Source organism: Pandoraea sp. SD6-2 (assembly GCF_000389825.1).
Lineage (GTDB): Bacteria > Pseudomonadota > Gammaproteobacteria > Burkholderiales > Burkholderiaceae > Pandoraea > Pandoraea communis.
In genome coordinates this window covers 523,588-538,348 of the sequence record NZ_KB944454.1, presented here as the reverse complement: position 1 = coordinate 538,348, position 14,761 = coordinate 523,588, and the positions used below count along the sequence as shown (strand labels likewise).

Annotated in this window: 15 protein-coding genes; 8 read left to right on the top strand and 7 right to left on the bottom strand. The window is 63.6% G+C overall.

The genetic code is table 11. The features are described from left to right. The 3 genes from C266_RS18775 to rpoH all read right to left on the bottom strand — a co-directional run bounded on the left by C266_RS18775 (position 1) and on the right by rpoH (position 3,287). Positions 1-1,605 (bottom strand): cytochrome ubiquinol oxidase subunit I, encoded by a 1,605-nt coding sequence (locus C266_RS18775; RefSeq protein WP_010804782.1) that lies wholly within the window; start codon positions 1,603-1,605, stop codon positions 1-3. Further along, on the bottom strand, positions 1,595-1,906 hold the full coding sequence (gene cydP, locus C266_RS26355; protein ID WP_010804783.1) for a cytochrome oxidase putative small subunit CydP: 312 nt from the start codon (positions 1,904-1,906) through the stop codon (positions 1,595-1,597). The genes C266_RS18775 and cydP overlap by 11 nt, the downstream gene beginning before the upstream one ends. 442 nt (positions 1,907-2,348) lie before the next feature. Next, positions 2,349-3,287, bottom strand: coding sequence for an RNA polymerase sigma factor RpoH (gene rpoH, locus C266_RS18765; RefSeq protein WP_010804784.1), 939 nt, complete (start codon positions 3,285-3,287; stop codon positions 2,349-2,351). Positions 3,288-3,509: 222 nt separating this feature from the next. Here rpoH and C266_RS18760 point away from each other — a divergent pair, with 222 nt between their 5' ends. Beyond that, positions 3,510-3,893, top strand: a complete 384-nt coding sequence (locus tag C266_RS18760) for a nuclear transport factor 2 family protein (protein WP_010804785.1) — start codon at positions 3,510-3,512, stop codon at positions 3,891-3,893. A 246-nt stretch (positions 3,894-4,139) separates the two neighbouring features. On the opposite strand, the gene ybiB is transcribed toward C266_RS18760, so the two are convergent. After that, positions 4,140-5,108: a DNA-binding protein YbiB gene (gene ybiB, locus C266_RS18755; RefSeq protein ID WP_246189698.1), complete on the bottom strand. Its 969-nt coding sequence runs from the start codon at positions 5,106-5,108 to the stop codon at positions 4,140-4,142. A 140-nt stretch (positions 5,109-5,248) separates the two neighbouring features. Here ybiB and maiA point away from each other — a divergent pair, with 140 nt between their 5' ends. Together maiA and C266_RS18745 are read left to right on the top strand one after the other, a co-directional pair. Beyond that, positions 5,249-5,896: a maleylacetoacetate isomerase gene (maiA, locus tag C266_RS18750; RefSeq protein WP_010804787.1), complete on the top strand. Its 648-nt coding sequence runs from the start codon at positions 5,249-5,251 to the stop codon at positions 5,894-5,896. Positions 5,897-5,904: 8 nt separating this feature from the next. Then, positions 5,905-6,531, top strand: a complete 627-nt coding sequence (locus tag C266_RS18745) for a LysE/ArgO family amino acid transporter (RefSeq protein ID WP_010804788.1) — start codon at positions 5,905-5,907, stop codon at positions 6,529-6,531. A gap of 114 nt (positions 6,532-6,645) precedes the next feature. Here the strand turns inward: C266_RS18745 and ftsY are convergent, their stop codons facing one another. Beyond that, positions 6,646-8,052 (bottom strand): signal recognition particle-docking protein FtsY, encoded by a 1,407-nt coding sequence (gene ftsY / locus C266_RS18740; RefSeq protein ID WP_010804789.1) that lies wholly within the window; start codon positions 8,050-8,052, stop codon positions 6,646-6,648. A gap of 171 nt (positions 8,053-8,223) precedes the next feature. Between ftsY and C266_RS18735 the strand changes: the two genes are divergently transcribed. After that, complete coding sequence (locus C266_RS18735; RefSeq protein ID WP_010804790.1) at positions 8,224-9,642, top strand: pitrilysin family protein; 1,419 nt, start codon at positions 8,224-8,226, stop codon at positions 9,640-9,642. 13 nt (positions 9,643-9,655) lie between these two features. Next, the gene (locus C266_RS18730; protein ID WP_010804791.1) at positions 9,656-11,095 is read left to right on the top strand and encodes a pitrilysin family protein; all 1,440 of its coding nucleotides are present in this window, start codon (positions 9,656-9,658) and stop codon (positions 11,093-11,095) included. Positions 11,096-11,212: 117 nt separating this feature from the next. Here C266_RS18730 and C266_RS18725 read toward each other — a convergent pair whose 3' ends face one another. Both C266_RS18725 and nodI read right to left on the bottom strand, forming a co-directional pair. Continuing rightward, the gene (locus C266_RS18725; protein WP_010804792.1) at positions 11,213-12,097 is read right to left on the bottom strand and encodes an ABC transporter permease; all 885 of its coding nucleotides are present in this window, start codon (positions 12,095-12,097) and stop codon (positions 11,213-11,215) included. Continuing rightward, positions 12,090-13,007 carry a nodulation factor ABC transporter ATP-binding protein NodI gene (nodI, locus tag C266_RS18720; RefSeq protein ID WP_010804793.1) on the bottom strand — a complete coding sequence of 306 codons (918 nt, stop codon included), beginning with the start codon at positions 13,005-13,007 and terminating at the stop codon, positions 12,090-12,092. The genes C266_RS18725 and nodI overlap by 8 nt, the downstream gene beginning before the upstream one ends. Before the next feature lie 271 nt (positions 13,008-13,278). Between nodI and rsmD the strand changes: the two genes are divergently transcribed. From rsmD to C266_RS18705, 3 genes are all read left to right on the top strand, one after another. After that, entirely contained in the window at positions 13,279-13,872 is a 594-nt protein-coding gene (gene rsmD / locus C266_RS18715; protein ID WP_010804794.1) for a 16S rRNA (guanine(966)-N(2))-methyltransferase RsmD, read from the top strand. A gap of 55 nt (positions 13,873-13,927) precedes the next feature. Then, positions 13,928-14,422: a pantetheine-phosphate adenylyltransferase gene (coaD, locus tag C266_RS18710; RefSeq protein ID WP_010804795.1), complete on the top strand. Its 495-nt coding sequence runs from the start codon at positions 13,928-13,930 to the stop codon at positions 14,420-14,422. A 64-nt stretch (positions 14,423-14,486) separates the two neighbouring features. After that, positions 14,487-14,744 (top strand): YfhL family 4Fe-4S dicluster ferredoxin, encoded by a 258-nt coding sequence (locus C266_RS18705; RefSeq protein WP_010804796.1) that lies wholly within the window; start codon positions 14,487-14,489, stop codon positions 14,742-14,744. Positions 14,745-14,761: the final 17 nt, after the last annotated feature.

The following is a 14,761-nucleotide window of genomic DNA, read 5'->3' as shown; positions in this document are numbered from 1 at the left end:
TCAGACCGAGGTCGCCGGACGGTCGCCAGCGATGGCTGCCCCGTTCGTGGCTTCGTTCTCGAAGTGGTAGCGGCCGGTGTGCAGCGACGACGGGCCGAGCTTGACGTACTTCACCATCAGGAACATTTCAATGATGAGCAGCGCGGTATAGAAGATGATGAAACCCGCGAGGCTCAGATACAGGTCGCCAGCCGAGAGCGACGACGTCGAGAGATGCGTCGGCAGAATGCCGGCGATGGTCCACGGCTGACGGCCCATCTCGGCGACGATCCAGCCGAACTCGGCGGCGAGCCACGGCAGCGGAATCGCCCACACAGTCCAGCGCAGGAACCAGGCCGAACGCGGCTTGAGCAGACGGCGGCGCGCGCACAGCCAGAACGCCCACAGGAAGGTGAAGAGGAACAGGAAGCCCAGGCCGACCATGATGCGGAACGACCAGAACACAGGGGCCACCGGCGGGATCGTGTCGTTGGCCGCCATGTGGATCTGTTCCGGTGTGGCGTCGACAACATTGGCCGTGTACTTCTTGAGCAGCAGGCCGTAGCCGAGGTCGTCCTTGTACTTGTCGAACTCGGCGCGTACGGCCGGCGACTTGTCGCCGCTACGCAGCTTCTCGAGCGCCGCGAAGGCGATCATGCCGCGTTGAATGTTCTCCTTGTGTTCGTCGCGCAACTGCGTGAGACCGATCACCGGCGTGTCGACCGAGCGCGTGGCGATCAGGCCCATTGCCCAGGGAATCTTCACGGCGTAGTCGGTGCGCTCTTCCTTCTGGTTCGGGAAGCCGAACAGCGTGAACGATGCGGGCGGCTTGGCCGTCTCCCATTCCGCTTCGATGGCGGCGAGCTTGACCTTCTGCACTTCGCCCGTGGTGTAGCCCGATTCGTCACCCAGCACGATGACCGACAGCGTCGAGGCCAGACCGAAGCCGGCGGCAACCGCGAAGGAGCGCAGGGCGAACGGTACGTCGCGGCGCTTGAGCAGATACCACGCCGAGATGCCGAGCACGAACATGGCGGCTGTCACATAACCGGCCGAGAGCGTGTGCACGAACTTCACCTGCGCCACCGGGTTGAAGATCACATCCCAGATGCTGTTCAACTCCATGCGCATGGTCTCGTAGTTGAAATGCGCGCCGACCGGATTGTTCATCCAGCCGTTGGCTACGAGAATCCACAACGCCGAGAGGTTCGAGCCCAGCGCCACCGCGAACGTGGTCGCAAGGTGGCCAATGCGCGAGAGCTTGTTCCAGCCGAAGAAGAACAGGCCGACGAACGTGGCTTCGAGGAAGAACGCCATCAGACCTTCGATGGCCAGCGGCACACCGAAGATGTCACCGACGTAGTGCGAGTAGTAAGCCCAGTTGGTGCCGAACTGGAACTCGAGCGTGAGACCCGTGGTCACGCCCATCGCGAAGTTGATCAGGAAGAGTTTGCCCCAGAACTGGGTCATGTCCTTGTAGATCTGCTTGCCGGTCATTACGTAGACCGACTCCATGACGACAAGCAGCCAGGACAGGCCGAGCGTGAGCGGGACGAACAGGAAGTGATACAGCGCCGTTATGGCGAACTGCAAGCGCGAGAGGTCAACGACTTCGCTACTGATCATGGCGGACACCTTGACTTGTGGTGGTGGACTGCGCTTCGACGGCTTGCGGCCCGATCAGGGCACGAGCCACGACGTCTGGCGGCAATTGCATATGCTTGGCCATGGGAGCGTCGAAGAACGCGTGTTTCAGAATGAACAGGAGTACTACCTTGATCGCAAGGACGATCAGGATTTCGACCATGAAACGGGAAGGGCGGGTGCGCCAGCGCTTGATCAGCCAGGCGACGACGGCGGAGTGCGACCCCGCGACGGGCGCGGCTGGCGCGGGAGGCTTCAGACTGCTAGGAGAGTGGGTGTCCATCCGTGACGGCTCCTGGCGTCGAAAGTCGTTGTGTTGGAAACAGCGGCGACTCTCGGCGCATTTTGCCTTATCGCATGAAAATGTCAAACCGCGGAGCACGGGGGACCGATGACACGCGGATGACGCTGGTTCGATGCGAATCCGCCACCCTCGGAGATGGCCGACGAGAAACGAGTTCGAGACAAGGGTCCGGCGCGGCGAACGGCCCCCGGGCCGTCCTTCGCACGTAGCATGGCCACGTACGAGTCGATTCTAGCGACCGGTCGTCCGGGCGACCTTGCGATGCATCAAGTCCGAAGCAAATGCCCCGTGAACTTTCGAAGGTCAAGAAAAAAGCCCCGTGAGTCTCACGGGGCTTGCGGGCCGGTCATGAATGACCGGCGGCGATCTGGTGGGGCGTGTGGCAATTTGCCGCGCTGCCACGGCCCACCTGATCAAGGCATTACGCGAAGGCTTGCAGCGCGCCTTTCATCTTCTTCATTGCGGCAACTTCGATCTGACGGATGCGCTCGGCAGACACGCCGAATTCATCTGCCAGTTCGTGCAGCGTGGCGCCGCCGCTACCGTCATCGGCAACCGACAGCCAGCGCGCTTCGATGATGCGGCGGCTGCGCGAGTCGAGGCGGCCGAGTGCCGTTTGCAGACCGTCGCTTTGCAGATGGTCGCGCTCGCGCGCGGCGATCACGGCGGTCGGCTCCTGGTGCGTATCGGCGAGGTACGCGATGGGAGCGAAGCTTGGGCTGTCGCTGTCGTCGCTGTGACCTTCGAGGGCGATATCGCCACCCGACATGCGCGTTTCCATCTCGATGACGTCTTCGCGCTTCACGTTCAGATCGCGGGCGACCTGATCGATCTCTTCCGGCGTGAACGCCTGCAAGCCTTGCTTCTGGCTACGCAGATTGAAGAAGAGCTTGCGCTGGGCCTTGGTCGTGGCGACCTTGACCGTGCGCCAGTTGCGCAGAACGTACTCGTGAATCTCAGCCTTGATCCAATGCATGGCGTACGACACAAGTCGTACCCCCTGAGTCGGATCGAAGCGCTTGACGGCCTTCATCAGGCCGATATTGCCTTCCTGAATCAGGTCGGCGTGCGGCAGACCATAGCCGAGGTAGTTGCGCGCGATCGACACCACCAGACGCAGGTGCGACAGCACAAGCTGACGGGCGGCGTCGAGGTCGTCGTTCTCACGCAGGCGCTTGGCGAGCGACTGCTCTTCCTCGGCGGTGAGCAGCGGAATGCGGTGGACAGCCTGAATATAGCTGTCGATATTGCCCAGACTGCCCGGCAGCATCAATGCCGACGGGGCGAGAGCAAGGGCACGAGAATTCGGCGCCGTGCCGGTGGCCGGCGTCGTCGGATGCAAAGTGGCGGCAGTACTCAAGTGGTGGACTCCTGGTTAGCCTCTGGGAAAACATTTTAGCACTCTCTTCGGATGAGTGCTAAAGACGTTAGAACCCTTACCGGGCGGGAAGTTTCCGGCGCCTCGGGGTTTTCCAGCACCCCCCGAAAAACCAGATAAGTCACTGGCGCAAACGTCGCGTGGATGGTGTAAATTGCAACCCACGTCGCGAGCGTTTGAGGTCGGCGAAGACGGGAGGTCAACATGGCAGGAAAGCACATTGACGTAGTGCGAGAGCGCGAATCGGCGCGCTTCGACGCAATGGTCGAGGGTGACGTCGAACAACTCGACGCTCTCCTGGCAGACGGCCTTCACTACGTGCATTCAAACGGCAAACGCGAAACCAAGCGCGAATTTCTCGACGCCCTGACCTCGGGCCGCCGTCGATATCTGGATATCGATATCCGGGCACAGGAACTGCGCCAGTTTGGCGACACTGTCGTCGTCACCGGCAAGCTCAAGGTCGAACTGGAAACCGCGACCGGTTCGCTCGAATCGCAAATGGCCTATACGGCCGTCCATGTGCTCGAGGCCGACGAATGGCACCTCATCTCCTGGCAGGCGACCCGCATGGCATCGGCCGAATGAATCACTGGCCGTCTGCCGGCGGATTTGGCCGATTCGACGGCTGCCTCGTCCGGTACTCATCGGACGTCATCTCCGATCATAAGATTTGATGGGTTTCGGGATGAAATGTTCCGAAAAATATTGAATTTATCGATTTTCGGCGATTTGCGATGAATTTCGGGCAAATTTTTTGGTATTTCGCCCGGATAACGTCTGAATGAGCGTCCAAATAAGCGGCCAGACGCGCGGCAGAAACGCCCGTCGCAATTAACCGGCCATCCCCAGTGCCTGACGAATCACTTCGACCTGCCGGGCGATCGGGGCGGGCACTGCGATCTCACCGGCCAGTACGGCTTCAATCCACTTGGCTGTGGATGGGGCGTCGGCGGCAGGAAGCGTCGGCGGTATTCCGGTGGCACCTTCCTCTGCCGTTTGCCATACGTGATACACGCCGTCCGAAAAGCCGTCGATGGCGGCTTGGCGACGGGCGTCGGCGACCGGTTCGCCTTCCGTGCCGCGCGCGAGCAGCACGCCCGGCGCCGGACTGTTGGCAGCGTCGGCGAACATCTCGCTGAGCGTTTCCCGGTATTCGGGATGCGTGTAGTTCACGAGCCGCAGCGCGGGCCCGGCAAACGGCTGCAACAACTTCACCACCGTATGACCGGAGTTCCGTACGCCAAGCGCTGCGCGCATCTCCAGCAGTCGCTCCAACGCGGGCGAGAGCGCGGCAATCGGCAGATAGGCCACACGGCGCGTACGCAGCGCTGCCTCGGCCTCGGCGGCCGACCCACAGGCGGCGTGGCCTAGTTCTGCGAAGATTGCTTGCGTGCCGACACGATTCGCGCCGCTGTGATGCTGGCCATGAACGAGCACCGGAATGCCCTCGCGGGCGAGCAGCAAGGCGAGCAGTGCCGTGAGATTCGGTTGTTTGCGTGCGCCGTTGTAGCTGGGTAACAAGACTGGCGGCGGTGCATCGGCCGGTGAGGTGAGCGGTGTGAACGTTGCGTGTGCGGCATCGAGCATCGCGCGCAGTTCTATGGGCGTCTCGCCCTTGATGCGATAGGCGATCAGAACCCCACCCAGTTCCGCCGGTGCCACGCGCTCGGCGAGGATGGCGTCGAACAGGGTGCGTGTCTCGCCGGCGTCGAGCGGGCGCGCGCCTTTCGCGCCTCGGGCGATGATTTTGAGCAGCGGCGCACAGGCGAAAGGGGCGGCAGAGGTCATGACACGGGGCATCTGAATTCGTATCCGTTCATCATACGCAATCGGGTGTCCTCGGGGGCGGCGCTTGAAGTACCATCTCGTGTTCAGACGCGCGTGCCCCGAGATTTCTCGCACCTGCCGCGTCTTCCCACATTCCGCTTTCGAGGTCTGCCATGTCCACGCTGTACAGCTATTTCCGCAGTTCCGCCGCGTATCGTGTCCGGATCGCCCTGAATCTGAAGGGGCTCGATTACGACACCGTACCCGTACATCTGGTGCGTGACGGTGGCGAACAGCTCAAACCGGCGTACCGCGCGCTCAACGTCAACGGCCTGGTGCCGACGTTCCTCGATGGCGAAGTGAACATCCATCAGTCGCTCGCCATCATCGAGTATCTGGAAGAGGTGCATCCGACACCTGCACTCCTGCCGGCCGGCCCGCTGGCGCGCGCCCAGGTGCGCGCACTGGCGCTGGACATCGCCGCCGACATCCACCCGATCGACAACCTGCGCGTGCTGCGGTACCTCAAGCACGAACTGGGCGTGAGCGAAGCGCAGAAGAACGCCTGGTACGTTCACTGGATCTTGGAGGGTTTCACGGCGCTGGAAGCCCGGCTGGCAGCGCAATCGTCGCAGGGCAAGTTCGTATTCGGCGACACGCCGACGCTGGCGGACTGCTGTCTTGTGCCGCAGGTCTACAACGCGAACCGCTTCAAGGTCGACATGACGTCGTTCCCGCGAATTGCCGCCATCGACGCCCACTGCCAAACGCTCGACGCCTTCCGGCGTGCTGCGCCCGAAGCGCAACCCGACGCCGAGTAAGTCCCGCGATGGTCGATCCGGCTTTCTGGCGGGGCCTGGCGCTGGGCGCCAGCCTCATCATGGCGATCGGGGCGCAGAACGCATTTGTGCTGCGGCAGGGCATTCTGAAGCGTCACGTGGGCGTGGTTGTGGCCGTGTGCGCCATCAGCGATATGGTGTTGATCGCGGCGGGCGTGGCCGGCATGGGCGGGCTCATCGCCGCGTATCCGCGCTTTCTCACGGCCGTGACGTGGGGCGGTGCGGCATTTCTGTTCTGGTACGGCCTGCGCGCGTGGCGCGCGGCGTTTCGCGGAGCGGGCGCGTTGCAGGCCGACGGCAGCCGCGCGGCCACGCAGCGCATGACGTGGCAACGCGCGTTCGTACTCGTGCTGATGCTCTCGCTGCTCAATCCTCACGTCTATCTCGATACGGTGATTCTGCTCGGCGGCATCGGGGCGCGTGAGCCGTCGCCCGGCAATGTCTGGTTCGCCGCAGGCGCGATGACGGCCTCCGCGCTGTGGTTCACCGTCCTTGGCTACGGCGCTCGCTTGCTTGCGCCGCTGTTCGCGCGCGCGCGGGCATGGCAGATCCTTGACGGCATCGTCGGCATGATGATGTGGGGGTTGTGCGCAGGACTCGTCGCCCAGCAGTTGTAACGTATCGTTCGGCGGCAGCGTTGTGCAGCCGTTCCGTGTCGTCCGACAATGCAAACGGCCCGCTCACGTGAAATGGCGGGCCGTTTGTCTTGGGACGCGTGTTGCGGGAAGCGTTTATCCCAGCAGCGCGTCGGCGAATTCGCGCGCCGAGAACGGTTGCAGGTCTTCGACCTTTTCGCCCACGCCGATGAAGTACACCGGCACCGGACGTTGACGCGCAATCGCGGCGAGAATGCCGCCCTTGGCCGTGCCGTCGAGCTTGGTGACGATGAGACCAGTGAGTTGCAGCGCGTCGTCGAATGCCTTGACCTGTGCGAGCGCGTTCTGGCCTGTATTGGCGTCGATCACGAGCAGCACTTCGTGCGGTGCGCCGTCGGCGGCCTTGGCGAGCACGCGCTTGATCTTCTTGAGTTCTTCCATCAGATGCAACTGCGTCGGCAGGCGGCCGGCCGTGTCGGCCATCACGATGTCGATCTTGCGGGCGCGAGCGGCATTCACGGCATCGAACACGACGGCGGCGGGGTCTCCGCTCTCCTGCGAGACGACGGCGACGTTGTTGCGCTCGCCCCAGATCGTCAGTTGCTCGCGTGCCGCTGCACGGAAGGTGTCGCCGGCGGCGAGCAGCACCGACTGGTCATAGTGCTGGAAGTGTTTGGCGAGCTTGCCGATACTCGTCGTCTTGCCTGCGCCGTTCACACCCGCGATCATCACGACCATCGGCGCTTCGCGGCCGAGTACGAGACTTTGCTCCAGCGGCTGCAACAGATCGACCAGCAGATCGTGCAGGGCACGCTTGACCTGCTCGCCTTCGGTCAGCCGTTCGGCCTTGACCTTCTTGCGCAGCGCTTCGATCAGGAACGTGGTGGCTTCGACCCCCGCGTCGCTCATCAGCAAAGCGCCTTCGAGTTCTTCGAACAGGTTTTCGTCGACCTTCACGCCGACGAAGATGCCGGTGAGGCCAGCGCTCGTCTTCGACAGGCCGGCCTTCAGGCGCGTGAGCCAGGAGCGTTTGGCAGCCGGCGCCGGCGCGGGGGCGGCTACGATCTCGCCGATGGCTTCGCCGTGCGAATCCTTCACGACGACCGGTGCCGGGGCCGGCGCGACGGGTTCTGCCGCAATTTGCGGGGCAGGCGTGAGCGTGGGCTGCGTTGGCGTGTCGAATGCTGGGACATTCGCCGGCGACGGCTCGGAATGTGCCGTATTTTCGATAGGGCTGACGGGCGCACGCGGCGTGTCCACCGGCGCGGCTGGTGCCTGTGGTGTAGCGGCTGCCGGGGCAGGGGGGGCAGCGGGTGCAGCGGCCGGCACGACAGGCGGCGGCGGGGTGAGCGGCGCAGGCGTGGCGGGCTGGGCCTGCGCAACCTCGGCCGGCGCGGCACTGCGTTCAACCGCAGTGCCCGAGGGTGCGGGCGTTTCCGGCAATGTTGCCGATTCGACGGACTCTGGCAATTCGGCCGATGCGGGGCTCGTCTCGGCAGCCTTGTTGCCGCCTGACTTGAAGCGCTTGAAGAAGCTGAACATGGGGTGAAGAACTCGACGTGGGCGCGCGCGGTCGGCGTGCGTCTGTGATTTGTCTTGCCATTCGCGCCGCACAAAACGCCCTACAATGGGCGAGTCGTGATTTCCGACGCGGGAAATGCGACGTATTTTATCAGACGCGTATCGACGTCCATGACGGGCGAAAGGGGATCCATGACGGGAACCATGCGCTGGCGACATGCCTTGGTCGGACTGACCTTGGCCGGTGTAATGAGCCTGAGCCATGCTGCGGACACCGCGGGCAGCAAAACGACGGATAACACTTCGGAATTCACGCTATCGAACGGCCTGCGGCTGATCGTGCGCGAAGATCATCGGGCACCGACGGTCGCCCATGTGGTCTGGTACCGCGCTGGCTCGCTCGACGAGTTCAATGGCACGACAGGGGTGGCCCATGCGCTAGAACACATGATGTTCAAGGGCACCAGGGCGGTCGGGCCGGGCCAGTTCTCGCGTCAGGTCGCCGCCCTCGGGGGCCGGGAGAATGCGTTCACCAGCAAGGACTACACGGGGTACTTCGAGCAGACGGAGAAGTCGCGCTTGCCGGAGATGATGCGTCTCGAGGCCGATCGCATGGCCAATCTCACGCTCACGGCCGACGAGTTCGCCAAAGAGATTCAAGTGGTCATGGAGGAGCGCCGTCTTCGTACGGACGACCAGCCGCGCGCGTTGCTCTACGAGCAGTTGATGGCCACGGCGCTCATCGCCAACCCTTATCGCCGCCCGATCGTCGGCTGGATGGACGACTTGCAGCACATGACCGTGCAGGACGCGCGCGATTGGTACGAGCGTTGGTACACACCGAACAATGCCGTGGTGGTGGTGAGCGGCGATGTGGACCCGGCGCAGGTCAAGCAACTCGCCGAGAAGTACTATGGTCCGCTCAAGCAGCGTGCGTTGCCGGAACGCCGTGCGCAGAACGAACCGGCACAACTTGGCGTGCGCCGGATATTCGTAAAAGCGCCTGCCGAGAATCCGCACGTGATGCTCGCGTGGCGGGCGCCGCGCCTGACCGACATCGAGAAGGATGACGATGTCTATGCGCTGCAAGTGCTCGCCGCCGTGCTCGACGGCTATGGCAATGCGCGTCTGACGAGCCGTCTCGTGCGCGAACAACGCATCGCCAACGATGTCGGCGCCGGTTACGACGGCGTGGGCCGTGGTCCGCAGTTCTTTATCCTGGATGGCACGCCTGCACAGGGCAAGACGCCCGAGCAGATCGAGAAGGCGTTGCGTGCGCAGGTGGCCGACATCGCGGCACACGGCGTGACCGAGGCAGAGCTGGGGCGCGTGAAGGCGCAAGTCGTGGCTTCGCAGATCTACAAGCGGGACTCTGTCTTCGGTCAGGCGATGGAAATCGGTCTGAACGAAATGTCGGGGATCTCGTGGCGGAAGATCGATCGCATGCTCGAGAAGGTGAAGGCGGTGACGCCCGCGCAGGTGCAGGCGGTGGCCGGCAAGTATTTCGGCGACGAGTCGCTGACGGTGGCGACGCTCGTGCCGCAGCCGATCGACGAAGCGACACGCAAGCGCCGCGCCCAAGGGGCGGAAGACCTGAAGAACATGCGCTGAGAGAGGCCACACGATGATGAAAATTTCCGCACTATTGCGTGCGTTCTCGGTGCCTGCGCGTACGGGCCTTCTGGCTTCTGTTGCTGCAGGCGTGTTGGTGGCGGTGATGCCCCTCGGCGCCCAGGCGGCGCTGCCGATTCAACGCTGGGTCTCGCCGTCGGGCGCCAAGGTCCTGCTCGTGGAAAGCCGTTCGATCCCGATGATCGATGTGAATATCGATTTCGACGCGGGCAGCCGCTACGATCCGCCGGGCAAGTCCGGACTGGCGTTGTTCACGGCAGGTCTGCTCGATTCCGGGGCGTTCGCTGCGGGGGGGCGCCCGGCGTTGAGCGAAGCGCAGATTGCCGACCGCTTTGCCGACGTGGGCGCGATGGAATCGACGAGTGCCGGACGCGATGCGGCGACCGTCACCATGCGCACGCTATCTTCGGCGACCGAGCGCGATGCCGCGGTGAGCACGATGGCGCAGTTCCTGCAACATCCGACCTTCCCCGACCTGGTGCTCAAGCGTGAAGCCGCGCGTCTGGCTGCGGCAATTGCCGAAGCCGACACGAAGCCCGAGGCGATTGCCGAGAAGGCGTTTCGCAGCGCGATCTACGGGAGCCATCCTTATGGCGTGAGTCCGACGGTGGCCAGCGTCAAGGCCGTGAAGCGCGAAGATGTGGTGCGCTTCTACCGGGATATGTACAGCCCGAAGCGGGCAGTTGTCACGATCGTCGGCGACATCGATCGTCCGCAGGCGGAGAAGCTCGTCGCCACGCTGATCGATGCGATGCCGGCAGGGGTGACGCCGCCGGCCATGCCGCCTGTGGCGGCGCTGCGCAGCGCGGTGCAAATCGATCTGCCGCATCCGGCCGAGCAGGCACACATCGTGACCGGACAGGCATCGGTGGCCCGGAGTGATTCCGACTACTTCCCGTTGCTCGTGGGGAACTACGTGCTGGGCGGCGGCGGGTTTGTCTCGCGTCTGACGGCAGAAGTGCGCGAGAAGCGCGGTCTGACGTATGGCGTGTCGAGCGGCTTCGTCCCGCAGTTGCAGGAGGGGCCCTTCGAGATCAGCTTGCAGACGCGACGTGAGCAAGCGCCCGAAGCGCTCAAGGTCGTGCGTGAAACGCTCGACAGATTTGTGCTGGACGGGCCGACCGATGAGGAGATGCAGGCCGCAAAGGACAACCTGATCAATGGCTTCCCGCTGCGCCTCGACAGCAATCGCAAACTGTTGGCGAACGTTGCCGCCATCGGCTTCTATAATCTGCCGCTGGACTATCTGGACACGTGGACCAACAAGGTTCAAGCCGTCACCGCAGCGCAGGTACGGGATGCCTTCGTGCGTCACGTGCAGCCGGAGCGGCTTGTCACCGTGGTCGTGGGCCCGAACGACGTCTTCGGTGCGGCCAGCGCTGGCGCCGCTGCGCCGAGCGGCAAGCCTGTTGCGGCCGTGAAGGCGAAGTAATCGCAGTATCGCGGCACACGTCGCATGATTGGCACGATGAACGAAAAACGGCACCGGAGATTCCCGGTGCCGTTTTTTTGTTGGTGACAATGAGCGTTGGTGCACACGCCATGAGTGCTACCGGAGAATCCGCCGGCGCAGCAACACCAGTGCGACGGCGAATCCGACGACGGCGTATAGGGCGAGTGCGCCGGCATGCAGCCACGGCAGATCGATGGTGCGTCCGAGCATGGCCGGACGGATCAGCGCGACGGCATGGGCGAGCGGCAACCACTCCGTCACGTGACGTGCCGCTGCCGGGAGTTGCGACAGCGGGAAGAACACGCCGGAGAGCAGCAACATCGGCGTCATCACGAGCGTTTGATAGAACATGAAGAAGTCGTAGCTCGGCGCGAGCGCCGTCATTACCATCGCCAGACTCGCGAACGCCAGACCCGCGAGCAGAACCGCAGGCAACACCACGGGCAGGCTGTCGATGCGTGCATAGCCGAGTACGCACGCCACCACCAGAATGGCGAGGCCCGAGAGCACCGCCTTGCTGGCCGCCCATACGACTTCGCCAAGCACCACATCGCCCAATGTGAGCGGTGTGTGCATCAGCGCTTCCCATGTGCGCTGAACGTGCATGCGTGAGAAGGCCGAGTACATCGACTCGAAGCTCGCGGAGAACATCACGCTCGACCCCACAGTGCCGGCGGCGAGAAATGCGATGTACGAGGTGCCGTCGACGTCGCCGACCATCATCCCGAGGCCGAATCCCAGCCCGAAGAGGTAGATCATCGGGTCGGCCAGATTACCGAACATCGACGCAATGGCGAGCTTGCGCCATACGAGGAAGTTACGCCGCCAGACGCCCGTCCACGGCGTGATCCCTGGGAGATAGCGGGGCGCGTCGGGAGGATGTCCCTTCGGTGAGGTGGTGCGAGGTGCACTCGCCGTGGCGGCAGCGGCGCCTTCCGCGTGGGCAGAACTACCGGGGCCGTGTCGATCGTGCTCAGTCATCGCGCATCTCCCGGCCCGTGAGTTTGAGGAAAACGTCCTCCAGATTGGCGCGCCGATGCAGATAGCGCACGCCGGGCTGATCTTGCAGCGCGTTCACGACCGGGGCGGCGTCGCGCACATAGCAGAAGTGGGTCTCGCCGCTGGTTTCGAGGCGTTCGGTGAGCGGAGCGAGCCGGGCGAGCAACGCCTGCGGCACGTCGCCGAACACCTCCACGACGTCGCAGCCGATCTCCCGGGCGACGAGGTCAGGTGGCGTGCCCTCGGCGATCTTGCGACCGTTATCGATCACGCAGAGGCGATGACACAAGCGCTCGGCTTCTTCCATGAAGTGGGTCGTGAGCAGAATTGTCTTGCCCTCGTTCATCAGCGATTTGAGCCGCTCCCAGATCAGGTGCCGGGCTTGCGGGTCGAGACCGGTGGTCGGCTCGTCGAGTATCAGCAGATCGGGATTGTTGACGAGGGCACGGGCAAGGGTGAGACGTCGTTTCATGCCGCCCGAGAGCTGGCTGACGCGGGCATTCGCTTTCGATTCGAGACGCGCAAACGCGAGCAGAGCGGGCACACGTTCGCGAAGGTCAGCCGAAGAGAGCCCAAAGTAGCGGCCGAAAACGGCGAGGTTTTCGCGCACGGTGAAGTCGGGGTCCAGATTATCGAATTGCGGCACGACACCGACGCGGCGTCGCGCCTGCGGCGCCAGTCGCGGGATGGGCATGCCGCCGAGGCGGATTTCACCGGCGTCGGGGGTGACCAGACCCAGCAGCATACGCAGGGTGGTGGTCTTGCCGGCACCGTTAGGTCCCAGCAGACCGAAGCATTCGCCCGGTGCCACGCGCAGCGACAGGTGATCGACGACGGGGCGGCCGTCGTAGGCCTTGCATAGTTCGGTTACCTCGATAGCGGCATCGGTCATGGCAAGTCGGGCGGTTTCCTGTTGAGCGGGTAGGCGAGTTCCTCGTGCGGCATCGGGCATTGTCCGACACCGGCCCGCCGGGGCTGACGCATCGCCTGACGGGTTGCGTGCCCTTGTGAGGCGGCCATTGCGGGCGATGTGGTATGTTTCGCCTCAACAATGTAGCGTGAAATGTCATGATTTTGGATTTCTGGCGTGCGCAGCGGTGCACGCGAACTCATTTTTGCCCGGGTGGCGGTGCAATCGGCAGGGCTGTGTCGCGGAGGACGGTATGAAGTCCGGTGCAGGTAACGTGGCACGCGGCGCGCCACAGCAGGTGCGCATCATCGGCGGCCAGTGGAAGCGTACGCCGTTGCCGGTGCCCTCGGGCGACGGTCTGCGACCTACCCCCGATCGCGTGCGCGAAACGCTGTTCAACTGGCTCGGCCAGGATCTGAGCGGCATGCAGTGTCTCGACGCGTTCGCCGGAAGCGGTGCGCTCGGGTTCGAGGCGGCGTCGCGGGGTGCTGCACGGGTGCTGATGATCGAACACGCCGCGCCGGCCGTACGGCAGCTTCGCGCCAATCAGGCGAAGCTCGGTGCGAGCCAGATCGAGATCGTGCAGGCCGACGCGAGGCGCCTGATAACCACACTCGCACCTGGGGCTTTCGACGTGGTGTTTCTCGATCCCCCGTTTGCGAGCGGCTGGCTGGACGACCTGCTGGCGCCCGCAGCCCGCCTGCTGGCCCCGAACGGTGTGATTTACGCCGAATCCGACCGCCCGCTGGACGACGACGCGCTCGCAGCACTCGACCTCGTGTGCCTGCGCCGGGCGAAAGCCGGAGCGGTGCATTATCATCTGCTTGAATCGATTCCGAAAACCTAGAGACCACAATGAATAAGTACGTAGCACTGGTCCCCAGCCGCGAGGAGACGTTGGCATGGTAGTGGCGATCTATCCGGGGACGTTCGACCCGCTTACCCGAGGACACGAAGATCTGGTTCGCCGTGCGGCGGGCATCTTCGACAAGCTCGTTGTCGGTGTGGCGGATAGCCGAAACAAGAAGCCGTTCTTCTCGCTCGATGAGCGCATCGACATTGCGCGTGAGGTGCTGGGTCACTATCCGAACGTCAGCGTGGAAGGGTTTTCCGGGCTGCTCAAGGATTTCGTGCGTAAGCACCAGGCCCGCGTCATCGTGCGCGGTTTGCGTGCCGTGTCCGACTTCGAGTACGAGTTTCAGATGGCAGGCATGAACCGCTATCTGTTGCCCGACGTGGAAACGATGTTCATGACGCCGTCCGACCAATACCAGTTCATCTCGGGCACGATCGTGCGCGAGATCGCGCAATTGGGCGGCGACGTCAGCAAGTTCGTGTTTCCTTCCGTCGAAAAATGGCTGGTGACGAAAGTCGGCGACCTGTCGGCGAAGGAATGAGTATCGTGTGCGCCGGCCGGGGCCTGTGGGCTGGCCGGCGTTGCGATACGACTGGAGGTGCCGTATGGCCTTGATGATTACCGATGAATGCATCAATTGCGACGTGTGCGAGCCAGAGTGCCCGAACGACGCAATTTCGATGGGGGTCGAGATCTACGAGATCGATCCGAACAAGTGCACCGAGTGTGTCGGTCACTTCGATGAACCGCAGTGTGTGCAAGTGTGTCCGGTGGAGTGCATTCCCATCAACCCCGAACACGTCGAGACGCCCGAGCAACTGCTCGAGAAGTACACCCACCTGCAAGCCAACAAGACTGCCTGAGCGGCGAACCGCCGCTC